Here is a 24898-nt window from a genome sequence, read left to right as displayed (position 1 = left end):
GCACGGACCGATCGATACGGACCGACTCACGCGGAGATCAGCGACAATGTGTGCGCACCTGATCCGGGTCGCTACGACTGCTTCGCCCATCGTGTTCGGGCCCGAACACGATCGCGGCTGAGGCTCGACGCGACATCACATCGGATTGAGGGCATCGACTTCGGCCGGCAATAGGCCTGTGCCCTTCCTTGTGCGTACGTTCTCGATACGAGGAAGGCCAGACCCCTGAGCAAAATCATCATCGACCAAGAAGACGAGACCGGCGACACGACGTTGTCCGCCCAGCTCGACGACACGCACGTACCCCCGACCTTCGCCGAACTGGGCGTGCGCGAGGAGATCGTCCGATCCCTGAAGGACATCGGGATCGAGCGGACCTTCGCAATCCAGGAGCTGACACTCCCCCTGGCTCTCGCCGGTGACGACCTCATCGGTCAGGCCCGCACCGGAATGGGCAAGACCTTCGGGTTCGGCGTTCCTCTGCTGCAGCGCATCTCCACAACGGACTCCGGCACCACGGCACTCGACGGCACCCCGCGGGCGCTCATCATCGTGCCCACTCGGGAACTTTGTGTCCAGGTCACCTCCGACCTCCAGAATGCTGCCAAACATCTCCGCTCGACGACTGGACCTGTCAAGGTGCTCTCGATCTACGGCGGTCGCCCCTACGAGGCACAGATCAGTGCCCTGCAGAACGGCGTCGACGTCGTCGTCGGCACACCCGGACGCCTTTTGGACCTGGCCAAGCAGGGTCACCTGATTCTGGGCAAGATCGGCGTCCTGGTCCTCGATGAGGCCGACGAGATGCTCGATCTCGGATTCCTGCCGGACATCGAACGCATTCTCGGAATGGTCCCGGACAAAAGGCAGACGATGTTGTTCTCGGCGACGATGCCAGGACCGATCATCACCCTCGCCCGTACGTTCCTCACCCAGCCGACCCATATCCGCGCCGAAGAGGCCGAGTCGTCGGCAGTGCACGATCGCACCGCCCAGCACGTCTACCGAGCTCACGCACTCGACAAGGTCGAGATGGTGACCAAGGTGCTCCAAGCGAACGGCCGCGGTGCAACCATGATCTTCACCCGCACCAAGCGCACCGCCCAGAAAGTCGCAGACGAGCTCGCCGAACGCGGGTTCGCCGTCGGTTCGGTGCACGGTGACCTCGGGCAGGTTCAGCGCGAAAAAGCGCTGAAGAAGTTCCGCACCGGTGGAATCGACGTTCTCGTGGCCACCGATGTGGCCGCCCGAGGCATCGATATCGACGACGTCACACATGTCATCAACTACCAGTGCCCGGAGGACGAGAAAACTTACGTTCACCGCATCGGCCGTACGGGCCGCGCAGGTCGTACCGGCATCGCTGTGACGTTGGTCGATTGGGACGACATCCCCCGGTGGCAGCTCATCGACAAAGCTCTCGATCTGGGGACACCCGACCCCGTCGAGACCTACTCGAGCAGCCCGCACCTGTTCGAAGAACTCGACATCCCTGCCGGTGTCGGCAGCACAGTCCACAAGTCCTCGGAGGCCAAGGCCCCCAAGGACTCGAACGGTAGCGCGTCGACCGACGAGACCTCGGAAGACAAGGGTTCGGGAAGTACCGACGCCGATGCGGAGCCGCGCACTTCCAAGCCTCGCCGCTCCCGCTCTCGTTCACGCACCAGAGCGGGCAAGCCCGCGACCGGGGAGACGGAACCCGCCGCTGACACCAACGGGCCGGTAGCCACCGAATCGACCGGTGACACAGGGACAGAGACGACGGCTCCCCCACGTAGACGGCGGCGGCGCCGCTCCTCCGCGTCGGCCTCGTCCGGTGCGGCCGCGTCGGAGTAGTCTCCCAAGCTGTGCTTGCACCCGAACGTCGGCGCCGGTCCGATATCGCCGTCGCCGTAGCGATCGCAGTCGTGACCGTGCTCGTCCTCGCAGTCGTGTGGCTCCGAGGCGACGCGCACGGCACGACATCGGCTCCTGCGGAATCCCCTTTGCCCCAAGCTGATGTGGCAACGTCGATCCCGGACGCGCTGATCGAGACTTGGCGTGCGTCGAGTCCGGCCACTTCGGTGCCGGTCACCACAGGCGGTGCCGTCGTGACGGGCGACGGTGGCGCTGTCTCCGGTCGAGACCCGCTCGACGGCTCGATCGCATGGAGCTACGTCCGAGATCGAGAACTGTGTGCCGTTACGGATGCGTGGAACACGATCGTCGCGGTCTATCGGGACGGCAGGGGTTGCTCGCAGGTCACCGAACTCGACAGCTCCAGTGGTACGCGAAAAGCGCAACGCAGCAGCGACGCAGATGCGCATATCGAGCTGAGCGAGGACGGAACCTACGTCACCTCGCGAGGTGACACTCGAATGGAGCTATGGCGCTCGGACCTGGTCCGAACACTCGAATACGGCCGCGTCGATGCGCCGGTCAATCCGAGTGGTCAACCCAGAACCGGTTGCACCCTGTTGTCCTCCGGTTCCAACAGTTCTCGCGTCGCAGTTCTCGAGCAGTGCCCAGGCGAGTCCGGAGCACGACTGACAACGATGAATCCAGCCCCGAAGGATGCCCAGCAACCTGAGGAGTACGGTTCGAGCGTAGTGGCGGCGTTGATAGGACCCGACGGCCCCGTCGCCGGCGCATCGATTCTCGTCGCCTCGGGTGACCGTGTTGCAGTGGCGATTCCAGCGCACTCTGCACAACCACCGCGGGTAGCCGTCTTCGATGGAAACGCACAGCCCTTGGCCGAGTTCGATCTTCCTGCGGCAGTCCTCGACGAAAACCACTCCCCCACAGCCGAAGCAGTAGTCAAGGCCGCATCGGTGTTCAGCTGGTGGACTGGAAGTGAAACCGTGGCACTGGGATTGACCGATCTGGCCCCGATGTGGTCGATCCCCGGCGCACTCGGACCCGGCACGGTCGTCGCCGGCCGGTTACTGGTTCCGGTACCCGGCGGAACAGCCGTGATCGATCCCGCCAAAGGTACGGTGGAACGGACCTTGGACGTCGACCGAGCCGGCTATACCGGGCCGGTGGGTATGTCGGTGATCGGCGACGTCATCATCGAGCAACGCGGTGACGACCTCGTTGCATTGGCGGGAAGCTGAAGCGGTGCTACCGAAACCGATCAGTCCGGTGTGTTCGGAGAATACGTGGCCAAAGCAGTCCCGTGCTGCCAATGCGCCAGAAGATTCGCTGCAAGTTCGCGATATGCTTGCGCGCCCTTGCTCTTTCGTCCCGAGAGCACCGTCGACCCTGAAGCCGTAGCCTCAGCGAACCGGACAGTTCGCGGGATCGGTGGCGACAGAACCGGCAGATCGTATCGATCGGATACGTCGCCGAGTACATCCCTGCTGTGGGTGGTCCGCGCATCGAACAGAGTCGGCAGCGCACCGAGCAGCGTCAGATCAGGATTAGTGATCTGCTGAATCTCCGAGACGGTCCGAAGTAACTGTCCGACACCACGATGCGCGAGAGTTTCACACTGCAGTGGAACGAGCACCGATTGAGCTGCGGTAAGGCCGTTGAGGGTCAACACGCCCAGCGACGGAGGGCAGTCGATGATGACCACGTCGAAATTGACGATCACTGGTGCCAGCGCTCGCTTGAGGGCATATTCTCGTCCCGGACGCATGAGGAGCAACGCTTCGGCACCGGCAAGATCGATCGTCGCGGGCAGCAGCATGATGCCCTCGTCGGTTTCGATGAGCACGTCTGAAACATTTTTGTGGCCGGTGAGGACTTCGTGCACGGATGATTCGAGTTTGTCGGGGTTGTGACCCAACGAAAACGTCAGGCACCCCTGCGGATCGAGATCGACCACGAGAACACGCTGGTCGAGCGCATGAAGTGCAGCCGCCAGCGACGCAACCGTCGTCGTCTTCGCGACGCCACCCTTCTGATTGGCCACTGCCAGTACTGTCGTCACACCTGCGATCCTTGCGTACAAAGCACGTCAGAGCCAGGGGAACGCGAATGTGGGCGCGTCGAAACCGAATCCGATGCGCCCACATCGCGGACACACGGCATCATTGCGGGTATGACAATCTCCAATCCCGGCACCACCGGCCGGGTCGTGCTCCTCCGACACGGTGAAACCGAATGGGCAACCAGTGGCCGGCACACCGGAACCACGGACGTCCCCTTGACAGCAGTCGGCGAGCAGCAGGCCCGTGCAGCAGGCGAACTCATCGGGGAACTCGCACTTCGCGACCCGCTGGTCCTGTCGAGCCCACGCGGGCGGGCACAGCGGACCGCACAGCTCGCCGGCCTGACAATCGACCGCGAGTGGGACGCGCTCTCCGAAGTCGACTACGGAGACTACGAGGGCCTGACCTCGCCCGAGATTCGATCGACCGTGCCGCACTGGACCGTGTGGACGCACCCGTGCCCACACGGCGAGTCGATCGACGACTTCGGCGCGCGCGCCGATCTCGTCCTCTCCGTTGCGCTGCCGGTCTTAACCGAGCGAGACGTCGTCCTCGTCGGACATGGTCATTTCTCACGAGCATTGCTCACTCGTTGGTTGGAACTGCCTGTTGCCGAGGGGAAACGCTTCGCGATGGCTCCTGCGGCGTACTCGGTGCTCGGCTTCGATCACTCGTATCGACAGCTCGTCGTCCACAACATCAATCCGTCGGTGCGAACCGGGAGAAAGAAGCCGTGAGCAGCATGATCCGACGGGCGGAAAAGAACGATGTCGAAGCCATCACCGGGCTCGTGTACGAACTGGCCGACTACGAGGAATCTCTCGAACACTGCACGGTGAAACCCGAGCAGATCGCTACCGCCCTGTTCGGCGCAGCGCCTTCGGTGTTCGCCCACGTCGCCGAACACGACGGCGAGATCGTCGGAGTAGCTCTGTGGTTCCTGAACTTCTCCACCTGGGATGGCGTCAACGGCATCTATCTAGAAGACCTCTATGTCAAACCAGCATTTCGCGGAGCAGGCCATGGCAAAGCACTACTCGCTGCACTGGCTACGGAGTGCATCGAGAAGGGCTACACCCGGTTGAGCTGGTGGGTGCTCGATTGGAACACCCCGTCTATCGGCTTCTACCGCTCGCTCGGCGCAGTTGCTCAGGAGGAGTGGACGACGTTTCGGATGACCGGCGATGCACTGGCCGCACTCGCGAACACGTCCAGCTCCAGCGGGTAGTCGGGCCGGCCTACCGAATGCACAGCTGAGTCCCGTCTACATTTCTTCGTCGACGTCCCCGTACTCGGCGGCCATCCATCTCGACGACGGCGGACTGAAAAGAAGTACCAGAATCGCGATCACGACCAGTCCGAGCAACGCACCGTACAGCGGCTGATGCGAGTCGGTGAGCAGCGACCAGACGACCGGCAACAGGAGGAACTGTACGACCAGTGCGATGGCTCGCGCCCAACGCTTACCCCACACCAGTGCCCCACCGGCAGCTCCGACGGCCACCCCGACCACTGCGAACCATCCGGCGGTTCCGTAGCCGTTCGCGGCGGCATCCTCGACGCCGCCGACAGCGCGTACGAGTAGAACTACGGCAATGACCAACGCCACGAGCCCTTGGAGGGCGACGAGCACCCCTGCGGACCGGAAGGTCGAAGGCGGCACCAGTGGCTGCGAAGGCGTTGACACCCGGCCAGCCTAGAACACCGGCATCGGCCCGCTAGGCTGATGCCCCGTGCGCGCGCTTCTGATCGTCAACCCCAATGCGACATCGACCACTCCGGCTGCACGCGACCTGTTGGCGCATGCGCTGTCGAGCCGGGTCCGCGTCACGGTCGCCCACACCACCCACCGAGATCACGCAGCCGAACTGGCACGCGAAGCTCGGGAGGACGGTATGGGCCTGGTCATCGTCCACGGTGGTGACGGCACGGTGAACGAGGTAATCAACGGACTTCTCGGTGTTCCGCTACCGACGTCGATGCGATCGGTAACGATCGGGGCCATCCCGGCCTTGGCCGTGGTGCCTGGAGGCAGTGCCAATGTCTTCGCCCGCTCCCTGGGAATCGAACCCGACCCGGTGGCTGCCACAAATCAGCTCATCGAACTTCTTGCGTCGCGATCGAGACGAACGATCGGCCTCGCCCACTGTGACAACCGGTGGTTCACATTCAATGCCGGCCTCGGACTCGATGCCGACGTATGTCGCGCGATCGACGCGAGCCGAAAGGACGGACGCCCCGTTTCCGCCACTCACTACGTTCGGGCGGCCGTCCGCGAGTTCTTCCGGCACAAGCGTCACGAGCCGATGCTGACCGTCGAGGTGCCGGGCCGCGATCCGATGACGGGCGTGCATTATGCCTTCGTTTCCAATTCGAGTCCGTGGACCTATCTCAATGCCAGGCCGGTTCACACCAATCCCGGTACGACGTTCGATACCGGACTCGGGTTGTTCGCCATGAGGACCACCAAGGCGGCACCCAGCTTGCTGGTAGTGCGACAACTTCTGTCCAAGGGCGCAGAGCCCAAGTCTCGCAAGCTCTTTCGCATCGACGACGTGCCTCGGATCAGGATAACTTCGACCGAACCGATCGGTCTGCAGATGGACGGTGACTACCTCGGGGAGCGCACCGAGGCCGAATTCTTCGCAACTCCCTCTGCCCTGGAAGTCATCGCCCCGCCGTCCGCGTAACCCTGCGAGGACGCGTGGAGTCACAAAGCTGCACGCTCGTACAACGGACACTTCCGGCCTGTATCCAGCTGCTTTTACCACAGCAATGACCAAAAATGATAGCGAGATCTCACCATGAGGGGTAAAAAGGAACGCAGAAGGCTTGAAGCAGCCTAACAGAGTGAGCTTGACCACGGTCACGCGGCAATCTATTGACTTCCCCTGAGTTCGTGAAAGCATTCACAAGCAACAGAGCGGAAACATTGGTTACGCACTCGCGAACATCAATGAAACAGAAAACGGTGCTTCGGCGCCCGGTAAGGAGCAGAGGATGGACTGGCGCCACAACGCTATTTGTCGCGACGAAGACCCGGAACTATTTTTCCCCGTGGGAAACAGTGGCCCGGCACTCGCACAAATCGCCGATGCCAAAGTCGTCTGCACGCGATGCCCTGTCACGGCTGAGTGCCTGTCATGGGCACTCGAGTCCGGCCAGGATGCGGGCGTGTGGGGCGGTATGAGCGAAGACGAGCGTCGCGCACTCAAGCGTCGTAATGCTCGCACGCGAGCACGTAGCTCCGTCTGACGTTCACAGAAACAAGAGCAGGTGAAAACTCGGTCCGTATCGGACCGAGTTTTTTTCTGCGCAAGCACCCTCGAATCAGATCCGCGGTCCGCGTCTGCCCAATGGCACGCGAAGTGAAGCGTCGGTTCCGCCGCCTGCGGCGCGATGCAGCTCCAGCGACCCACCCAACTCTGCCGAGACGAGCGTCCGCACGATCTGCAGCCCGAGGCCCTCGGACTTCTCCAGGGAGAAGCCAGGGGGCAGACCTGGACCGTCGTCGTGGACAACGACGTCGAGCCACCGCGCCGACCGGTCGGCCGTGATGCGGACAACGCCGTCGGTACTTGCCACGAAGCCATGCTCCATGGCGTTCTGAACCAGCTCTGCCAGCACCATGACCAGCGGCGTTGCACGTTCGGCGGAAAAGACCCCCAACGCACCCTCTCGCACGACACGAACGCGCGGATTGACTGTCGCAATGTCCAACATGATGGGTATCAACCGGTCGACTATTTCGTCGAGATCGACTTCCTCGTCCACCGACATCGAGAGCATTTCGTGAACCAGCGCGATCGAGGTCACCCTGCGCACCGATTCCGACAGCGCGGTGCGCGCCTCTTCGTTCTCCAGTCGTCTGGACTGCAGGCGTAGCAGTGCAGCGACAGTCTGCAAATTGTTCTTCACCCGATGGTGAATCTCACGGATGGTCGCATCCTTGCTCAGCAGAGCACGATCGCGGCGTTTGACTTCGGTCACGTCGCGCACCAGCACTATTGCACCGACGAATTCACCGCGAGGTCGGAGCGGGAGGGTTCGAATCAGTACGGTCGCGCCGCGAGCATCGACTTCCATGCGGTGACCTGCATCTCCCGAAGTGGAGGCCGCAATGTGGTCCGCCACCTCCTGGGAATCGAACGGGTCGGTGATCAAGGAACGCGTCACCGACGCAAGGTCCCGGCCCGAAAGCTCGGTCGCCAATCCCATCCGGTGATACGCCGACAGAGCGTTGGGGCTGGCATAGACAACCCGTCCATCGGTGTCGAGCCGAATGAAGCCGTCACCTGCACGCGGGGAGGAGTTCACATCTGTGCGTTCGGCCGGCGTCGGAAACGTTCCTTCGCTGATCATCCGGCAGAGGTCATCGGCACATTCTCGGTACGCGCTCTCCAGCGCGCTGGGTGGCCGCTGCTGGGCGGGGTTGATATCGCGAGTGAGGACGGCGATGACGTGGTCGCCGCACCTCACCGGCACGCTCTCGGTACCGGAAGCACTGCCGCGGACGATGTCGCGGGTGATCAACGAGTCGATCACGGTCGGGTGTTGCGACTCCGACACGATCGACCCCACCATGTCCTCGGTGAAGGCGGTGGAAGCCGTCGTCGGCCTGCACTGGGCAACGCAGAGCACTTCGGCATCGGGGCGATCGGCCGCGTTGCCGGTGCCGACCCACAGCAGCAGATCGGCAAAGGACAGGTCGGCCAGAAGCTGCCACTCCCCGACCACTCGCTGCAAATGATCGACTGCATCCCCGGGAAGATCGGTGTGCTCGGCAAGAAGGTCACTGAGAGTCGACACGGTGGACGGCGACCGGGCTCAGGACACCACTGCGATGAGGTCACCCTGTTTGATGACGTCACCGACTTTCACGTCGATTTTTGTTACGGTGCCTGCTATTTCGGCCAGCACCGGGATCTCCATCTTCATCGATTCGAGAACAACGAGAGTGTCACCGTGAGCCACCGTGTCCCCCTCTGCGACAACGATCTCGAAGACAGTCGACACCATCTCTGCCCGCACGTCTTCGGCCATGAGTTTTCCTCTCGTTCGGTGATCCACACCACAAGCGCCACCAACTTGCCTGGCACCCGTAGAAGCACAGCCAATCACACGTGAAAGACTGTAGTGAACACACGAGAGGAGCTACACATGGGTAAGCGTGGGCGTAAGAAGCGCAGTCGCAAGAACAACAAGGCAAATCACGGCAAGCGTCCGAACAGCTGACGCTCGGGCCGAGAACCGAGAAAAGGCCAGGGAGCTCGAAACGCTCCCTGGCCTTTTTCCGTTTGTATCGACCCGACGTCGACCTGAATGCCTCAGTCGGATTCGGCTTGCCGGATCAGGACCGTCCTTCGGATCTCGATACTCAGGCGCTCGCGAAGACCACTCGGAGCTTGATCTCCGCCACACTTGCGGCTGATCAGGCTCTTGACCTTCTCCTCGATACCGTAGGCCGCGAAGCACGACCCGCACTCGTCTATGTGCTTCTGTAGGCGCCGCCGACTGGCGTCGTCGCACTCGTCGTCGAGCATCAGCCATACATCAGCGATCACCGCCGAACAGTCGAGATTGTCGAACTCGCTCTGCCCCGCATCGTCGGGAGTTGCCTCGGACGTCACTTCGACACCTCCTGCTCGTACGCATCGACCGCGCCGTTGCGGTTGAATCCACGCTCACGGGCCACACCAGCGAGCAGGCCCCTCAGTTGCTTGCGACCACGATGTAAACGCGACATCACCGTTCCGATCGGCGTTCCCATGATCTCGGCGATCTCCTTGTAGGGAAAACCCTCCACGTCTGCGTAGTACACAGCCATTCGGAAGTCCTCGGGCAGAGATTGCAACGCGGCCTTGATGTCGTCATCGGGAAGCGCATCCAGCGCTTCCACCTCGGCGGAACGCAAACCGATCGAAGAGTGCTCAGCGGTGGCGGCCAACTGCCAATCCGTGATTTCGTCGGTTGGGTATTGAGCCGGCTGGCGCTGCTTTTTGCGATACGAGTTGATGTAGGTATTGGTCAGGATGCGATACAGCCACGCCTTGAGGTTCGTGCCCTCACGGAACGACCTGAACGCCGTGTACGCCTTCACATACGTTTCTTGAACCAGATCCTCCGCATCGGCAGGATTGCGGGTCATTCGCAGTGCGGCACCGTACAGCTGATCCAGCATCGGGAGCGCGTCACGTTCGAAACGCTCGGTCAGCTCGGTCGCCGATTCAGCTGTCGCCTGAGCTGTCGGCTCGACTTCCTCCACGCTGATCCCTTCGGTAGCCATGTTCGACCAGGTTACCGCGGGCGAGGGCAGCCCCAAAACATAGATCGCTTCCTTGCCCACCGGTGTGCGCGAGGGGCGCTCTGTCGTCGAAACCGTCACAGCAGGTCCCGTCCTTCCCAGCTAGAGATTCTTGCGTGTTCAACACCGACGCGACACCACGTGTTCCCTCGAGCCCAGTTCGAAGACGACGTCGATAAGGTTGCGCGCATGCGCGCCGCCCCCACTCCTGCCGTCACGATGCTGGCCCAGGCGAAAGTGCATCACCGATTGCACAGCTACGAGCACGACCCGCGCTCCTCCTCGTACGGAGCCGAAGCCGCAGACATTCTGACCGCGCGACTCGGACTGGCGCGTGGGCAGATTTTGAAGACCCTCGTGGTCGAGCGTGCCGACCGCACGCTCGCGGTTGCAGTACTGCCCGTCACCACGGCGCTGTCCCTCAAGGATGCGGCGGCTGCCCTCGGTACTCGTAAGGTAACCATGGCCGATCGGGCTCAGGCAGAGCGATCGACCGGGTACGTGCTCGGTGGGATTTCGCCTTTGGGGCAACGGCGGGCGTTGGCCACCGTCATCGACGAATCGGCACTCTCGTGGGACCGGGTGCTGTGCAGTGGAGGCAGACGCGGACTGGAAATCGAGCTCGATCCCCGCGAACTGGTTCGGCTCTGCAAGGCGGTCACGGCTCCCATCGCGACGCAGTGAACGTCGATGCGCAAAGATGAAGGAGTGAGCACCTGGACAGCGCCGTCGACCACAGAGCCCGTACATGCAACGGTGATCCTGCCCGGATCCAAGTCCATGACGAACCGAGCGCTGATCATCTCTGCTCTTGCCGCCGGGCCGTCCACGGTGTCGGGAACATTGCGAAGTCGAGATACCGATCTGATGATCGCCGCTCTGCGTGATCTCGGGGTACGGATCGACATCGACCAAGACGATCCGACCGAGCTGCACATCACTCCCGGCCCACTCCATGGATGTTCGATCGAATGTGGTCTCGCCGGAACCGTTATGCGGTTCGTTCCACCACTCGCAACGCTCGCCTACGGTGCAGTCTTCTTCGACGGCGACGAGCAAGCCCGTTCGCGGCCTCTGGATACGATCCTGGGAGCCTTGCGGTCGGTGGGCGCGCAGGTGGAGGGTAACTCGCTCCCGTTCAGCGTGACGGGCGCTGGGCGCCTGCGTGGCGGCGTCGTCGACATCGACGCATCCGGATCCTCACAGTTCGTGTCCGGGCTCATGCTGTCCGCCGCAGCATTCGACGACGGCATCACCATTCATCACGTAGGCAAGCCGGTGCCGTCGATGCCACACATCGAGATGACGGTGCACATGCTCAGGCAGGCCGGGGTGCGAGTAGACACCCCCCAGGACAGCGGCGACGCCGATACCTGGCGTGTCCACCCGGGGCCTGTTGCCCCGGTGCACTGGGTCATCGAACCGGATCTGTCGAACGCAACACCGTTTCTGGCTGCAGCTGCGGTCACCGGTGGTGAAGTGCGCGTACCCCATTGGCCGGCCGCAACGACGCAACCGGGCGATGCGATCCGCGAGATCCTTCGGTCCATGGGCGCCGAGGTCGAACTCACCGACGGCACCCTCGTCGTGTCGGGGTCAAAAGTCCTGCACGGCATCGATATCGACCTACACGATGTAGGCGAGCTCACTCCGACCGTGGCCGCGCTCGCCGCGCTCGCCGATGGACCGTCCTGGCTTCGCGGGATCGCACATCTGCGCGGCCATGAAACCGATCGACTGAAAGCACTGGCCACCGAAATCGGCAGGCTCGGCGGAAAAGCCGTAGAAACCGCTGACGGCCTCGAGATCACGCCGGTTCCCCTCGGCGCCGGACTCTGGCGCGCATATGCCGATCACCGAATGGCGACGGCGGGCGCAATACTTGGACTTCGCGTACCCGGAGTGCAGGTGGACGACATCGGCACCACGGCGAAAACGCTACCTGGGTTCGAGACCCTCTGGTCCGACATGCTCACCGGTTCACCGTCGCACCTCGAGACCGACGGGACCATGTCCTGACGCCGCGCCGGTACGACGAATCGGACGTGCGGATACGTCCAGGAAAGAGCTCGCGACCTCGGACCAAGACCCGGCCCGAACATGCCGATGCCGAATCGGCCATGGTCGTGGCCGTCGATAGAGGCAGGTGGGGATGCGTTCTGGGAGGTGACCCGAACCGGCCCGTTGTCACCATGCGCGCACGGGAACTGGGCCGGACACCGATCGTCGTCGGAGACGACGTCGACATCGTCGGAGATCTGACCGGCAAGGTCGATACCCTCGCTCGTATCGTCCGCGTAGCCGAGCGTCGCACGGTGCTCCGCCGTACAGCCGATGACACCGATCCCTTCGAACGCGTCGTCGTCGCCAACGCCGAGCAACTACTCATCGTCGCTGCGTTGGCCGATCCGCCGCCGCGTACCGGCTTCGTCGAGCGCGCACTGGTCGCCGCCTATGTCGGCGGACTGTCACCGATTCTGTGCCTGACCAAGAGCGACCTCGCGGATCCGACCGACTTCACCGCGTCTTTCGCCGATTTGGACGTTCCTGTCGTTCTCGCCGGCCAAAGCGAGGACCTCACCGAGCTGACGGCCACGTTACGTGGCAAACTGACCGCACTGATCGGGCACTCGGGAGTCGGAAAGTCCACCCTCGTCAACCGACTCGTCCCCGACGCGCACCGCGCCGTCGGCGTCGTATCGGGCGTAGGCAAGGGACGTCACACGTCGACGCAGTCGGTGGCATTGCCCTTACCCAGTGGCGGATGGGTCGTCGACACCCCGGGCATCAGATCTTTCGGCCTCGCGCACATCTCACCCCACGACGTCGTGGCCGCCTTCTCCGACCTGGCCGACGCCATCGAGGAATGCTCACGAGGGTGCACCCACCTCGGACCACCCGCTGATCCCGAATGTGCGCTCGATGACTTGACCGGAGACGCCGCCCGTCGCGTCCGCGCCGTTCGCGGGCTACTCGAGGCCGTACGCACGAACGACGCCTGGCAGTAGATCACCAAACGTCGTTCATGGTCGTGAGCCGAACCGTATTATCTCACTTACCTTTTCGCCCGAACAGTCCGCGGGACTTCCTGGCTTCACGAATCGCCGTTGCAAGGCCACGACGCTTCCCGGTCTCGGGATCGATGGTCAGCAGGCCCGCAGGCACGTTGGCGAACTTACGCTCGGATGCTGTCTCGGGGGCGTCGTCCGCGGTGGCCCGAAGATACTTGTTCGGCAGCGACAGCTTGGCGATTGTGCGCCACGACAACAGATACTGCTTGCCGATGGATCCTGTGGTGTACGGCAGATCGTATTTCTCGGCGAGCTGAACGACGCGAACCTTGATCTCCCGCAAGCGATTACTGGGGAGGTCTGGGAACAGATGGTGTTCGATCTGATAGCAGAGGTTGCCGCTCATGAACTCCATGACGGGGCCGGCATCGAAATTCGCACTGCCGAGCATCTGACGCAGGTACCACTGACCCTGAGTCTCGCCCTCCATGTCGGACTTGGTGAACTTCTCGGCACCGTCGGGAAAGTGACCACAGAAGATGACGGTGTTCGTCCACACGTTGCGGATCATGTTCGCGAGGAGATTCGCCGTCATCGTCGACTTCCACGCGGGACCGGTCAGAGCCGGATACACGACGTAGTCCTTGACGACCTGTCTGCCGACCTTCTCGAGAACCTCACGACGCTTCTGGACGAACTCTTCGCGCGGGATACGCCCCTTGGCGACCTTGCCCAGTTCGAGGTGCTGGGCTGCGACGCCGTACTCGAAGAACAGCTGCAGCAGCAGGTTGAACACGGGATTACCGAGATTGAACGGCTTCCAGCGCTGATCGCGGGTCACCCGCAGCAGTCCGTAACCGACATCGTCGTCCATACCGAGGATGTTGGTGTACTTGTGGTGAATGTAGTTGTGCGTCTGCTTCCAGTGCGCGGACGGTCCGGTGTTGTCCCACTCCCACGAGGTGGAGTGAATTTCCGGGTCGTTCATCCAGTCCCACTGCCCGTGCATCACATTGTGCCCGAGCTCCATGTTCTCGATAATCTTGGCGGCACCGAGCAGGCCTGCGCCGAGCAACCAGGCGGGACGCTTGCGGCTCGCGAAAAGAGTTGCGCGACCACCGATCTCGAGTGCGCGCTGGAAGCGAATCGTGTTGCGAATATATTTCGCATCACGCTCGCCCCGCGAAGACTCGATGTCCCGACGGATTGCGTCGAGTTCGACTCCGAGTGCTTCCACGTCGGCGTCGGTCAGATGTGCATACTCTTTGATTTCCGAAATCGCCATAGGATACGGCCCTCCTGGCAGTCGTCGAGGTGCACTTCGTACACGTTCTTGCAACGACCGTACCGCAACTTACGGTTGCGTAGGTTACGCACGCGTAGGTGTGAGTGAATTCACTCGCGCCTACGCGCGGCGCAGTGCCTTCGCCTGCCGCTTGGCTTCCTTCTTTGCGTTCCGAAGTGTGACCCGGGCTTCGGCGATAGCCGAACGAAGTCCTCGCCGCTCTCCGGTCATCGGATCGATTCGGAGCGCGTGGACGGTCGGAACCTCACCCGTGCGAAAACGTCGCTCAGAGCTGGTTTCAGGCGCATTGTCCGAGGTAGCCCGCAACCAGGAGTCCGGAAGCGAAAGCTTGTGGATGGTACGAAGTGCCAACAGGTATTGCTTTCCCAGCGAGCCTGTCGTGTACGGAAGGTCATATTTCTCGCAGAGCGCATGCACGCGTTCGGATATCTCCGCGTACCGGTTGCTGGGAAGGTCGGGAAACATGTGGTGCTCGATCTGGTAGCACAGGTTGCCCGACATGAAGGCCATGACCTTACCCGCCTCGAAGTTCGCACTTCCCAGCATCTGTCGCATGTACCACTCGGCGCGAGTCTCGTTCTCGAACTGGCCGATGGTGAACTTCTCGGCGCCATCGGGGAAATGCCCGCAAAAAATCACTACGTACGTCCACAGGTTGCGCACGAGGTTCGCCGTCGCATTGGCAGTCAAAGTCGACTTCCACGCGGGGCCGGACAGCGCGGGGAAGAGCACGAAGTCCTTGCCCACCTGACGCGCGATCTTGCGGCCGAATTGCCGATTGGAAGCAGACTTCCAGAAGGGCAGATTTGCCTCGCCGTCGAGGTCCTTCTTCGCATCGAGATCATGCAGGGCGATGCCCCACTCGAAGGTCATGGCAAGCAAGACATTGGCCAAGGGCTGGATCAAATTGATCGGCTTCCATGGCTCGTCACGAGTCATACGGAGAATGCCGAAACCGATGTCGTCATCCATTCCAACGATGTTCGTATACGTGTGATGCGAGTAGTTGTGCGCTCGCTTCCACTGCTCCGACGGCCCCGTCTGATCCCACTCCCACGAGGTGGAGTGAATCTCCGGATCGTTCATCCAATCCCACTGCCCGTGCATCACATTGTGCCCGAGCTCCATGTTCTCGATGATCTTCGCAACGGTGAGCATCGCCGTTCCTGCTAGCCAAGCGGGTCGATACTTGCTGCCCAGCAGCACAACTCGGGCTCCGAGCTCCAAACTGCGCTGAACGCGGATGGTCCGGCGGATGTAGGCGGCATCTTTGGCGCCTCGGCTGTCCTCGATATCACGTCGTACCGCGTCGAGTTCGCGCCCGAAGGCTTCCATATCGGCTTCGGTCAGGTGAGCAAACTCCTTGATGTCCGAAATGGCCATCGTGGTCCTCCATGGGTCCTGGGCCTAGCGTTGATGGCTTAGCCCGAATGTCTGTTAGGCGACGGGGCGCCTAACCAAATAATAACCGAAGATACTGAGAGGTAGGTGTGCTCCCCCGCAGCGCACAGGTGTTTACAGGTCGAGAGTGCAGTCGCCGGCCGCGGCCGAGATACACGTCTGAATTCGATCACCTTCACCGTGCTGTTTGCCTGAGCGGAGATCGATGACATGGCCTGCAGTCAGCGGAACCACGCAGGTCTGACAAATCCCCATCCGGCATCCGAAAGGCATCTGTACACCGACATTTTCGCCTGCCTCGAGCAGACTGGTCGCGCCATCGACCTCAGTGGAACGATCAGACTTCGCGAACGTCACCGTTCCGCCCTTACCGGAAGTGTCGGCGCGCGAAATTTCGAATCTCTCGAGGTGAAGCTTGTCTTCCAACCCTTCGTGTTTCCACACGCGCTCGATCTCTTCGAGGAGCGAAGCGGGACCACACGCCCATGTCTCACGGGTACGCCAGTCCGGGTACAGCTCGTCGAGCGAGGCGAGTGCGAACTTGCCATCGGACCGTGTCAGCTGAATATGCGAATGAAATTGCGGATGCGCCTCGGCAAGTGAAGAGAGCTCGCCCGCGAACATGACTTCGTCCTCAGTGGGTGCCGAGTGAATGTGCACGGTGTCCGACAATTCTCCATGACGGTCCAGCGCTCGCAGCATCGAAATCACCGGCGTGATGCCACTACCGGCAGTAATAAACAGAATTTTCTCCGGAGGCGGCGTCGGAAGCGCAAAATTTCCCTTCGGCGCAGCCAGTCGAACGATGGTGCCCTGCGGAACTCCACCGACCAGATGGCTCGACAAGAAACCCTCGGGCATCGCCTTCACGGTGATCGAAATGAGCTTTTCATCCCAGTTCGGTGGTGATGTCAGCGAGTACGACCGCCAATGCCACCTACCGCCGAGGTGGAGCCCGATGCCGATGTACTGGCCGGGCTTGTAGTCGAAGTTGAAACCCCACCCCGGTCGAATGACCAGCGTTACCGCGGTTGCAGTTTCCTGCTTCACCTCTACGACGCGTCCACGCAGCTCTCTCGCCGACCACAACGGATTGGCGAGGTGCAGGTAATCGTCGGGAAGCAATGGGGTCGTAATCCTGGTGAACGCTCCGCGCAGCATGTTCAGCTTGGGCCGCTTGGGCGCAGATACGTCCGCAGCAGGGGCTTCCAGCCACTTCTTGAGGTCCATCCGGTTGGTCATCCCCTCGCTCGAGGCAACGATGCGTTGCTGTAAGTTACGGTACCGTAGGTTGACGAAACGGAAAAGCGACGTGGGTTACACCCCCGTCACAGCAACGCGAGCAAAAACGGTAATTCCTGCGTCGCATACCACGCCAGAATGTGGTCCTCGGCATCGCCGAGAACGAACTCTGCGTCGGGATCACCGACGTCGGCCGCGTCGACTACCGCAACAGCCTTTCCTACCGCATCCTCCGCGCCCTCCAGATCCAGGTGAACCGACGCCACCTCGTCCATGCGCAACGGGTTCTTCAACCGAACGACCGCGTCGTCGAGATCGGGACGAAGCGTCGGGTCCTCGACATCCGCGGCGATGACCGCACGTCGATGCACCACTCCCCCGTCCACTACACCGGCATCCGTCTCGTCCTCGATGCCGGCGGCGATGAGCCGCAACGATGCCCTGGCGGCCTCGTTCATGGCGACCTCGGCCAACTCCTCGTCGTCACCCGAGGAGTACGCCTCTCGAAGGGACGGCGTCACCGCGAACGCGGTCCTGCTCACCGGATGGAGTTCACCGTCTGTCACCAGCGTCCTCAACATCGCAACCGTCGCCGGTATGTACACCCTCACAATAGAACTCCTCACACTCTCGACTCGTTGCTGGCATCGATCAGCTCTTCGAGAGACTCGAGTAGCAATGCTGTCACCACGTCGACGTCGGGCATCGCACCCCGGTCGGCGTTCAATCCGAAGTACACGAAGCCGTCGTACGATGTCAGCCCGATACTGAGGGCCTGATTCTCGAAGAGCGGCGACACCGGGTACATCTCCAGCATGCGCGCCCCACCCACATACAGTGGAAACTGCGGTCCCGGGGCGTTGGTGATGATCAGGTTGAACAATCGCTTCGACAAGCGACTACCAGCTCGCGCGCCCATAGCATGCAAGCTGGCCGGCGCAAATCCCGAAATCCGCATCAACGTTTGGGCCGTCACTCCGGGCGACTGTCGCGAATGAGCTTCGGTTGCGTGTGAAATATGCGACAACCGTACGACGGCGTTGGGCTCACCGACGGGCAGGTCTACGAGAAACGACGCCACTTCGCTACGCGGCACCTCGGCATCGGGCTCACCGGTCAGCCTGGCGGCCTGCTCGACGTGCCCTGACTCTTCGTTCGAGACGTACACCGACATCGGCACCAACGCCCGGACCGTCGACGACTCGGTGACCGGTTCGCCGCGCGAAAGAAGCCAGTTGCGCAATGCACCCGTCACCACGGCGAGCACGACATCGTTGATCGAGCAACCGAATCTGGTGTGAATCTTTCGATAGTCGGACAGTTCTGTCTTCGCCACCGCAAAACGACGATTTCGAGATATCGGAGTATTGAGCGGGCTGGAAGGTGCCACCTGCGCCGCCGTCCGCACCGCGGAAAACACCTTTCCCGTAGCGGCGACGGCCTCACCCGCCACATCGGTGATGCTGCGGAACGCACCCCGAACGACTTCGATGCCTTCACTCGGGCGAACGATCATCTCGGTGATGGCGTCGAGGACGAGTGTCATGTCCTTGGGTTCGCGCGCCGGCATCCACAGTTCCTCGGCCATGGCAGGAGGGCTTTTGCTTGCGTCGAGGATCACTTGACCGAGCTCGAGTGCCGTCTCTCCGTCCACGAGCGCAGAATGCGATTTGGTGAATATGGCGAACCTGTTCTTGGACAGCCCCTCTACGAGATACATCTCCCATAGAGGGCGCGTTCGATCGAGGGGTCGAGAGGTGAGCCGCGCGATCAGATCGTGAAGCTGATCATCGGAACCCGGTTTCGGTAGCGCAGACCGACGAATGTGGTAGGTGATGTCGAAGTCCGGATCGTCGACCCATACCGGGCGCGCCAGCCCGAAGGCAACCTCGCGAACCTTCCGCCGATAGCGTGGTACGAGGACCAGTCGCCCCTCGACGAGCTCGAGCAGGCTTTCGTAAGTGAAACCGCTCCGCGGCGTTCGAAAGGTCGCCAACGATCCCAAATGCATGGGCGTGCTGCTGGCCTCGAGAAAGTAGAAAGACGCGTCCTGCGTAGTCAGCCTTGTCGCCATCGCGAATCCTGCTCCCCGTTTCCGTTCGCCGGTATCTGCTGGTTCTGCCCGACACTCGAATCGACCATGTCGATCGAACTTGAATGAAGCAAAACGCTACAGCCTTTTCTACCTGCTGCACGAAAGACACAGTGGAACCGTACGGCCTCCGGTTCCGTCTCTTTCACTAGAGGATGCTTGTACCGCGACGTAAGGGATGTAAGAAAATGGACAACCGAACCGTGTCGAATCGTCATACATTCCTTTCGCATGCCCGCCCTTTCGAGCCGCCGACCGCCTCTGGAAGTGCCGCCGTACACGCCAGAAATCGTCTCGCCCACCATCTCGCGCAAGTACACCCCGGCAGCCAGTCGGACCGGCGACGTCGCCCCTTTCAGCGAAGTCTCGGCAACCACGCTCACGGGAGCACGCCCGTATCGATTGTCGTGACCCCAGGCGAGCGTCAGGCTTCCGATGACGCGCAGCGAGGTGCAGAACACGCATTGAGACTGATCCTGGAGGTTCTCGACAGACGCCGAGCGACCGCCAGGCTGGGAGGCTTGTTCACCCCCACCGTCGTCGAGTCCCTGAAAACCCTTGTCAATTCGCAGCCACCGGGCCAGAGTCTCGGCACCGCGTCACTCCGACGAGTGCACGTGAGTCGATGCGCAAAGAACTCCGCGGAGGTGTTCGGGACCTATGCGCGCGGACCGCGCATCTTTGCGGTGGCCGCCCGCCTCGAGTATCGAAAGACTGCGCGACACTCGGGATGGACGGTCACCTCGGTCAGGATCCGTTGAGGTTCACCAGAACGACAGCAGGTCCTCAACGCTTCTTCTTGGACCTACCGGACTTGTTGGAGGTTTTCGACTGCTCACGAGCTGCCTCCCGGCGCTCCCGGCGCGTTCCCTCGGTGGTGTCCGGGGTTCCTGCAGGCCCTGATCCTCGTTGACCGGATCCACCCCCGGAACGCCGTACCTCGGTACCACCGTCTTCGTCCGGACCGGAGAACGTCAACCGTCCACTGGGGCGCTCGTCGAGGCCCTTTGCCCGGAGCGCGCTCGGTGCCGCACCCTGCACCGGCTGTGCGAGTTTGTCCTGTGTCGGCAGCGGATTCTGATTCGGTGCTTTCTGGGCGGCTGTCGACTTCTGCATCGAGGCGCCGGCTGTACCGATCGGAGACGCCAGACCCGGCGCGACGGCCAAGCCTGCCCCTACCGCCGGACCTGTGGGAGCGGGGGTCGCCTCGACCTGCAGGTTGAACAAGAACCCGACGGATTCCTCTTTCAACCCCTCCAGCATTCCCTGGAACATGTCGTACCCCTCGCGCTGGTACTCCACCAGAGGGTCCCGCTGCGCCATCGCGCGCAGGCCGATCCCCTCCTTGAGGTAGTCCATCTCGTAGAGGTGCTCACGCCACTTTCGATCGAGCACCGAGAGCAGCACCCGACGCTCCAGCTCACGCATCCCGTTCTCGCCCGCGATCTCTTCGATGTTCTTTTCACGCATCGCGTACGCGGCCCGAGCATCGGCGAGCAATGCCTCGAGAAGCTCTTCGCGGCTCAGATCGCCCTTTTCGCCGAACTCGTTCTCCTGCGAGAGCTCCTTGTAGTCCAGACCAACCGGATACAAGGTCTTCAATGCCGTCCACAACTGCTCGAGATCCCAATCCTCGACGTACCCGTCAGCAGTAGCCCCGGTGACGTAGGCGGTGATCACATCGGTGATCATCCCCTCGACCTGGCCTTCCATGTCTGCACCCTCGAGGATGCGGCGCCGCTCCTCGTAGATGACGGTGCGCTGCTGGTTCATGACCTCGTCGTACTTGAGGACGTTCTTGCGGATCTCGAAGTTCTGCTGCTCGACCTGGGTCTGCGCACTCTTGATGGCCTTGGAGACCATTTTGGCCTCGATCGGCACGTCGTCGGGCAGGTTGAGACGAGTCATGATCGATTCGAGTGCGCCACCGTTGAATCGACGCATCAACTCGTCGCCGAGGGACAGATAGAAGCGGGACTCCCCTGGGTCACCCTGACGACCGGAACGGCCACGAAGCTGGTTGTCGATTCGGCGCGAGTCGTGCCGCTCGGTACCGAGGACGTAAAGCCCGCCGGCATCGCGCACGGTCGTCGCGTCGAGTTTCACCTGGGCCTTCACGGTCTCCAGCGCAAGCTCCCACGCATCTTGATATGCGTCGGGCGTCTCCACCGGGTCCAGACCCTGCTTACGCAGCTGCAGATCGGTGATGATGTCCGGGTTGCCACCCAGCACGACGTCGGTGCCACGTCCTGCCATGTTGGTCGCAACAGTGACGGCACCGAGCATGCCGGCCTCGGCCACGATGGTGGCTTCCTGCTCGTGGAACTTTGCGTTGAGCACGCTGTGCACTACGCCTTGCTTGGTGAATTGCTTGGACAAGTACTCCGATCGCTCGACACTCGTCGTTCCGATCAGTACCGGCTGCCCCTTGGCGTGACGCGCGACGACGTCGGCGACCACTGCATCGAACTTTGCCTCTTCGGTCTTGTAGATGAGGTCGCCGTTGTCGACGCGAACCATCGGCCGGTTGGTCGGAATCGGAATGACTCCCAAACCGTAGATCTGATGAAGCTCAGCCGCTTCGGTCTGGGCCGTACCGGTCATGCCGGACAAAGTGTCGTACAACCGGAAGTAGTTCTGCAGCGTGATCGTGGCGAGAGTCTGATTCTCAGCCTTGATCTCGACCTTTTCCTTGGCCTCGATGGCCTGATGCATGCCCTCGTTGTAGCGACGCCCTACGAGGATACGGCCGGTGAACTCGTCGACGATGATGACTTCGCCGTCGCGGACGATGTAATCCTTGTCCTTGGTGTAGAGCTCTTTCGCCTTGATCGCGTTGTTGAGGTAGTTCACCAGCGGCGAATTCGCGGCCTCGTACAGGTTGTCGATGCCGAGCTGATCCTCTACGAATTCGACGCCGGCCTCGTGGACACCGATGGTGCGCTTGCGAATGTCGACCTCGTAGTGCACGTCGATCTTCATCATCGGCACGATTCGGGCAAATTCCCCGTACCACTTCGACGACGCGTCGGCCGGACCCGAGATGATCAGCGGCGTGCGCGCCTCGTCGATGAGGATCGAATCGACCTCGTCGACGACAGCGAAGTTGTGTCCCCGCTGCACCAGGTCGTCGAGGGAGTGCGTCATGTTGTCGCGGAGGTAGTCGAATCCGAATTCGTTGTTCGTTCCGTAAGTGATGTCGGCCGCATAGGCCGCACGTCGCTCGGCGGGAGTCATTCCCGAGAGAATGACGTCGACCTCGAGGCCGAGGAAGCGGTGCACTCGGCCCATCCACTCCGAATCTCGCCTGGCCAGGTAGTCGTTCACCGTCACCACGTGCACTCCGTTGCCGGAGATCGCGTTGAGATATGCAGGCAGAACGCAAGTGAGGGTTTTGCCCTCGCCGGTCTTCATCTCGGCGATGTTCCCGAAATGCAGAGCTGCTCCGCCCATCACCTGGACGTCGAAATGTCGCTGCGACAGCACTCGGGACGACGCTTCTCTGGCGACAGCGAAAGCTTCCGGCAGCAACTCGTCCAGAGATTCGCCGGACGCGAATCGATTCTTGAACTCTGAGGTCTTGCCGTGCAGTTCGGCGTCGGACAGCCGCTCGACGTCCGGAGACAGGGTGGACACATGGTCTGCGATGTTCTTGAGCCGCTTGACCATGCGACCTTCACCAACACGGAGCAGCTTGGAAAACGACAGCGAAGGCACGGGCTTTCTCGTCCTCGATCCTCGGTTACGGATATCGGCTAACAAGATATCGACTGGTCATCTACGTCGTAGCAGGGCGTTACGGCAGCGACGGCTGCGCTGCACTCGCACGAAAGTCTCATGCCAGCAGCGGACCGACGCGTCCATGGTAGGCGCTGATGCTGAGTGCTTTGCAGGCCCACCACACGTTGGTGGGCCCGACCTGGGGTCGAACCCCAGGTCGGGCCCACTGACGTGACACGAAACGCACGTCGGACCTTTGGCGTCGGCCAGATCAGGTGAGTCTGATGAGCCCGTAGTCGAATGCGTGCCGTCGATACACGACGGACGGGCGGTCGGCGGCGCTGTCATGGAAGAGGTAGAAGTCGTGACCGACCAATTCCATCTCGTAGAGGGCGTCGTCCACGCTCATCGGTGCAGCGGAGTGGACTTTGGTTCGGACGATCTGTCCGGGTCCCGTCGCCTCGTCCTCGAACGAATCCAGCTTGATGTCCGGATTCAGTGCAAGACTGTCGTCCTCTGCCAACTCTGCCGTCGCCTCTGCCACAGACACTGGAGTCTTGTCGCCGTAATGGACCTTGCGGCGATCCTTGGTCCGACGTAGACGCGCTTCCAGTTTGGATGTGACGGACTCGAGGGCTGCGTAGAAGCTGTCGGCAGTAGCTTCTGCTCGAACAACCGGGCCTTTGCCCTTTGCAGTGATTTCTACGCGCTGACATGCTTTGGCCTGTCGACGGTTGCGCTCGTGCTGCAGTTCGACGTCGAAGAGGTAGATGGAAGGGTCGAAGCGCTCGAGTCGGGCTAGTTTTTCGGATACGTACACCCGGAAGTGGTCTGGGATCTCGACATTGCGGCCCTTGACCACAACGTCGGCATTGGTCTTGGTGGACTCGTCCGAAGGCTTCTCGTCGAAGAAAACAGAAGCTTGTGAAGGGGTCGTCACTCGTACCTCCCGATATAGGCTGCACCGCTTTTCGCAGTGCGGCAAATGTTCATGCCGAATGGGGAACCAACCGGCATCACGTGCGGCTGCATCACCTCCACTACGAGACCTCGAAGAACATATCGAGGTCGTGTCCGCGACGTTAGTCTGTCATCTGCTCGTGTGCCACTCTTCACTCGAAATTGGTGCATCGGCGTGTCCGGAGTGCACTATCGAGGCCGCCTACCGAACTGCAGCAACTACCAATACCCCATCGACACGCACTCCCGAATTCTCTAGGACACTTACTGATTCGGTCGCCGTGGCGCCGGTGGTGAGTACGTCGTCTACGAGAAGGACAGTTCTCTCACGCGGAATTCTCACGCACTCAGCGACATCGGGTTCGGTGCGTCCGCGATGTCGACGACCGGGGGATCTCGCGCTGTACGACGGTGCCAACTCAATGCGACCCGCTACGTTCGCCTGCCGCTCGGACGCACTGAGCCCGACCGAATCTCGCACTCCCCTACGCATCCGCAATACCGACGGTATCCGCACGACTTCGTGTCGCAGCTCAGCCGCAGTCGCTCTGGCACAGCGCTCTACATGATCACCGCCTCGCACCCTCGCTGCTCGCGCGCGAGTGGGCGCCGGCACGAGCACGAGTCGTGAAAGCTCGGGCGGATCGATCTCGCCCCATATCCGCAGTTGCTCGACCGCGTGAGCCAGAACCCGCCCGAGCGGGACGGCCACGTCGTGACGGTTGCGTTCCTTGAGCTCGAGGACGGCGCTTCGGCGAGCCCCTGAGTACGGCCCGAGCGCCCAGCACGGCACTCCTGGGTCGACGCGAGGTGATACTCGCTCGACGGCGGAGCACACCGTGGCCTCGCACCGAGGACACCACAGAGTTCCTCCAGCACCGCAGCCCCCACATTCACGAGGGAGCGCCAGGTCGAGCAACGTGCGCACAGTCGCGTTCATACGGC

At 61.9% G+C, this 24898-nt stretch carries 25 protein-coding genes; 11 read left to right on the top strand and 14 right to left on the bottom strand.

All coding sequences use genetic code 11. The features are described from left to right. Positions 1-225 precede the first annotated feature (225 nt). Both BJI47_RS14785 and BJI47_RS14780 read left to right on the top strand, forming a co-directional pair. Positions 226-1836, top strand: a complete 1611-nt coding sequence (locus BJI47_RS14785; protein ID WP_088944420.1) for a DEAD/DEAH box helicase — start codon at positions 226-228, stop codon at positions 1834-1836. 11 nt (positions 1837-1847) lie between these two features. Next, positions 1848-3095, top strand: coding sequence for a hypothetical protein (locus tag BJI47_RS14780; protein ID WP_088944419.1), 1248 nt, complete (start codon positions 1848-1850; stop codon positions 3093-3095). Between the two features lie 20 nt (positions 3096-3115). Here BJI47_RS14780 and BJI47_RS14775 read toward each other — a convergent pair whose 3' ends face one another. Continuing rightward, a complete protein-coding gene (locus BJI47_RS14775) occupies positions 3116-3916 on the bottom strand; it encodes a ParA family protein (protein WP_088944418.1) in 801 nt (266 codons plus the stop codon). A 111-nt stretch (positions 3917-4027) separates the two neighbouring features. Between BJI47_RS14775 and BJI47_RS14770 the strand changes: the two genes are divergently transcribed. Beyond that, complete coding sequence (locus tag BJI47_RS14770; RefSeq protein WP_088944417.1) at positions 4028-4654, top strand: acid phosphatase; 627 nt, start codon at positions 4028-4030, stop codon at positions 4652-4654. A gap of 5 nt (positions 4655-4659) precedes the next feature. After that, a complete protein-coding gene (locus tag BJI47_RS14765) occupies positions 4660-5145 on the top strand; it encodes a GNAT family N-acetyltransferase (protein ID WP_088944642.1) in 486 nt (161 codons plus the stop codon). Between the two features lie 36 nt (positions 5146-5181). On the opposite strand, the gene BJI47_RS14760 is transcribed toward BJI47_RS14765, so the two are convergent. Further along, complete coding sequence (locus BJI47_RS14760) at positions 5182-5604, bottom strand: hypothetical protein (protein ID WP_088944416.1); 423 nt, start codon at positions 5602-5604, stop codon at positions 5182-5184. 46 nt (positions 5605-5650) lie between these two features. On the opposite strand from BJI47_RS14760, the gene BJI47_RS14755 reads away from it, so the two are divergent. Then, the gene (locus tag BJI47_RS14755) at positions 5651-6607 is read left to right on the top strand and encodes a diacylglycerol kinase family protein (RefSeq protein WP_088944415.1); all 957 of its coding nucleotides are present in this window, start codon (positions 5651-5653) and stop codon (positions 6605-6607) included. A 310-nt stretch (positions 6608-6917) separates the two neighbouring features. Continuing rightward, positions 6918-7172, top strand: coding sequence for a WhiB family transcriptional regulator (locus BJI47_RS14750; protein WP_084346872.1), 255 nt, complete (start codon positions 6918-6920; stop codon positions 7170-7172). 75 nt (positions 7173-7247) lie between these two features. Here BJI47_RS14750 and BJI47_RS14745 read toward each other — a convergent pair whose 3' ends face one another. From BJI47_RS14745 to BJI47_RS14730, 4 genes are all read right to left on the bottom strand, one after another. Next, positions 7248-8726, bottom strand: coding sequence for a sensor histidine kinase (locus tag BJI47_RS14745; protein ID WP_088944414.1), 1479 nt, complete (start codon positions 8724-8726; stop codon positions 7248-7250). Positions 8727-8744: 18 nt separating this feature from the next. Continuing rightward, entirely contained in the window at positions 8745-8960 is a 216-nt protein-coding gene (locus BJI47_RS14740) for a biotin/lipoyl-binding carrier protein (RefSeq protein ID WP_084346870.1), read from the bottom strand. Positions 8961-9244: 284 nt separating this feature from the next. Next, on the bottom strand, positions 9245-9547 hold the full coding sequence (gene rsrA / locus BJI47_RS14735) for a mycothiol system anti-sigma-R factor (RefSeq protein ID WP_088944413.1): 303 nt from the start codon (positions 9545-9547) through the stop codon (positions 9245-9247). Continuing rightward, positions 9544-10203: a sigma-70 family RNA polymerase sigma factor gene (locus BJI47_RS14730; RefSeq protein ID WP_088944641.1), complete on the bottom strand. Its 660-nt coding sequence runs from the start codon at positions 10201-10203 to the stop codon at positions 9544-9546. The genes rsrA and BJI47_RS14730 overlap by 4 nt, the downstream gene beginning before the upstream one ends. Positions 10204-10410: 207 nt before the next feature. On the opposite strand from BJI47_RS14730, the gene ybaK reads away from it, so the two are divergent. Genes ybaK through rsgA form a run of 3 tightly spaced genes read left to right on the top strand, consistent with a single transcriptional unit; the run spans position 10411 to position 13229 of the window. Continuing rightward, on the top strand, positions 10411-10905 hold the full coding sequence (ybaK, locus tag BJI47_RS14725; RefSeq protein WP_088944640.1) for a Cys-tRNA(Pro) deacylase: 495 nt from the start codon (positions 10411-10413) through the stop codon (positions 10903-10905). A gap of 6 nt (positions 10906-10911) precedes the next feature. Further along, positions 10912-12240 carry a 3-phosphoshikimate 1-carboxyvinyltransferase gene (gene aroA / locus BJI47_RS14720; RefSeq protein ID WP_088944412.1) on the top strand — a complete coding sequence of 443 codons (1329 nt, stop codon included), beginning with the start codon at positions 10912-10914 and terminating at the stop codon, positions 12238-12240. Next, complete coding sequence (gene rsgA, locus BJI47_RS14715; protein ID WP_176224898.1) at positions 12237-13229, top strand: ribosome small subunit-dependent GTPase A; 993 nt, start codon at positions 12237-12239, stop codon at positions 13227-13229. Before aroA ends, rsgA begins: the two co-directional genes overlap by 4 nt. A gap of 43 nt (positions 13230-13272) precedes the next feature. Here rsgA and BJI47_RS14710 read toward each other — a convergent pair whose 3' ends face one another. The 5 genes from BJI47_RS14710 to BJI47_RS14690 form a co-directional block, all read right to left on the bottom strand. Continuing rightward, positions 13273-14517 carry a fatty acid desaturase gene (locus BJI47_RS14710; RefSeq protein ID WP_088944411.1) on the bottom strand — a complete coding sequence of 415 codons (1245 nt, stop codon included), beginning with the start codon at positions 14515-14517 and terminating at the stop codon, positions 13273-13275. Between the two features lie 120 nt (positions 14518-14637). Next, the gene (locus tag BJI47_RS14705; RefSeq protein ID WP_088944410.1) at positions 14638-15921 is read right to left on the bottom strand and encodes an acyl-CoA desaturase; all 1284 of its coding nucleotides are present in this window, start codon (positions 15919-15921) and stop codon (positions 14638-14640) included. 132 nt (positions 15922-16053) lie between these two features. Beyond that, on the bottom strand, positions 16054-17169 hold the full coding sequence (locus BJI47_RS14700) for a ferredoxin reductase (protein ID WP_088944638.1): 1116 nt from the start codon (positions 17167-17169) through the stop codon (positions 16054-16056). A gap of 98 nt (positions 17170-17267) precedes the next feature. Then, positions 17268-17792: a hypothetical protein gene (locus BJI47_RS14695; RefSeq protein WP_088944409.1), complete on the bottom strand. Its 525-nt coding sequence runs from the start codon at positions 17790-17792 to the stop codon at positions 17268-17270. 11 nt (positions 17793-17803) lie between these two features. Further along, positions 17804-19255 carry a wax ester/triacylglycerol synthase family O-acyltransferase gene (locus BJI47_RS14690; RefSeq protein ID WP_088944408.1) on the bottom strand — a complete coding sequence of 484 codons (1452 nt, stop codon included), beginning with the start codon at positions 19253-19255 and terminating at the stop codon, positions 17804-17806. A gap of 249 nt (positions 19256-19504) precedes the next feature. Here BJI47_RS14690 and BJI47_RS24705 point away from each other — a divergent pair, with 249 nt between their 5' ends. Continuing rightward, the gene (locus BJI47_RS24705; protein ID WP_254900609.1) at positions 19505-19684 is read left to right on the top strand and encodes a hypothetical protein; all 180 of its coding nucleotides are present in this window, start codon (positions 19505-19507) and stop codon (positions 19682-19684) included. Further along, on the top strand, positions 19681-20034 hold the full coding sequence (locus tag BJI47_RS24700; protein ID WP_254900608.1) for an Rv3235 family protein: 354 nt from the start codon (positions 19681-19683) through the stop codon (positions 20032-20034). The genes BJI47_RS24705 and BJI47_RS24700 overlap by 4 nt, the downstream gene beginning before the upstream one ends. 25 nt (positions 20035-20059) lie before the next feature. On the opposite strand, the gene secA is transcribed toward BJI47_RS24700, so the two are convergent. The 3 genes from secA to BJI47_RS14670 form a co-directional block, all read right to left on the bottom strand. Further along, a complete protein-coding gene (gene secA / locus BJI47_RS14680; protein ID WP_088944406.1) occupies positions 20060-22990 on the bottom strand; it encodes a preprotein translocase subunit SecA in 2931 nt (976 codons plus the stop codon). Positions 22991-23264: 274 nt separating this feature from the next. Beyond that, complete coding sequence (gene raiA, locus BJI47_RS14675; RefSeq protein ID WP_088944405.1) at positions 23265-23933, bottom strand: ribosome-associated translation inhibitor RaiA; 669 nt, start codon at positions 23931-23933, stop codon at positions 23265-23267. Positions 23934-24155: 222 nt separating this feature from the next. Next, on the bottom strand, positions 24156-24893 hold the full coding sequence (locus BJI47_RS14670; protein WP_088944404.1) for a ComF family protein: 738 nt from the start codon (positions 24891-24893) through the stop codon (positions 24156-24158). Between the last annotated feature and the right edge of the window lie 5 nt (positions 24894-24898).

The organism is Rhodococcus sp. 1168, from assembly GCF_002091955.1.
Classification (GTDB): Bacteria; Actinomycetota; Actinomycetes; order Mycobacteriales; family Mycobacteriaceae; genus Rhodococcoides.
This window is presented reverse-complemented; position numbering and strand designations above follow the sequence as displayed.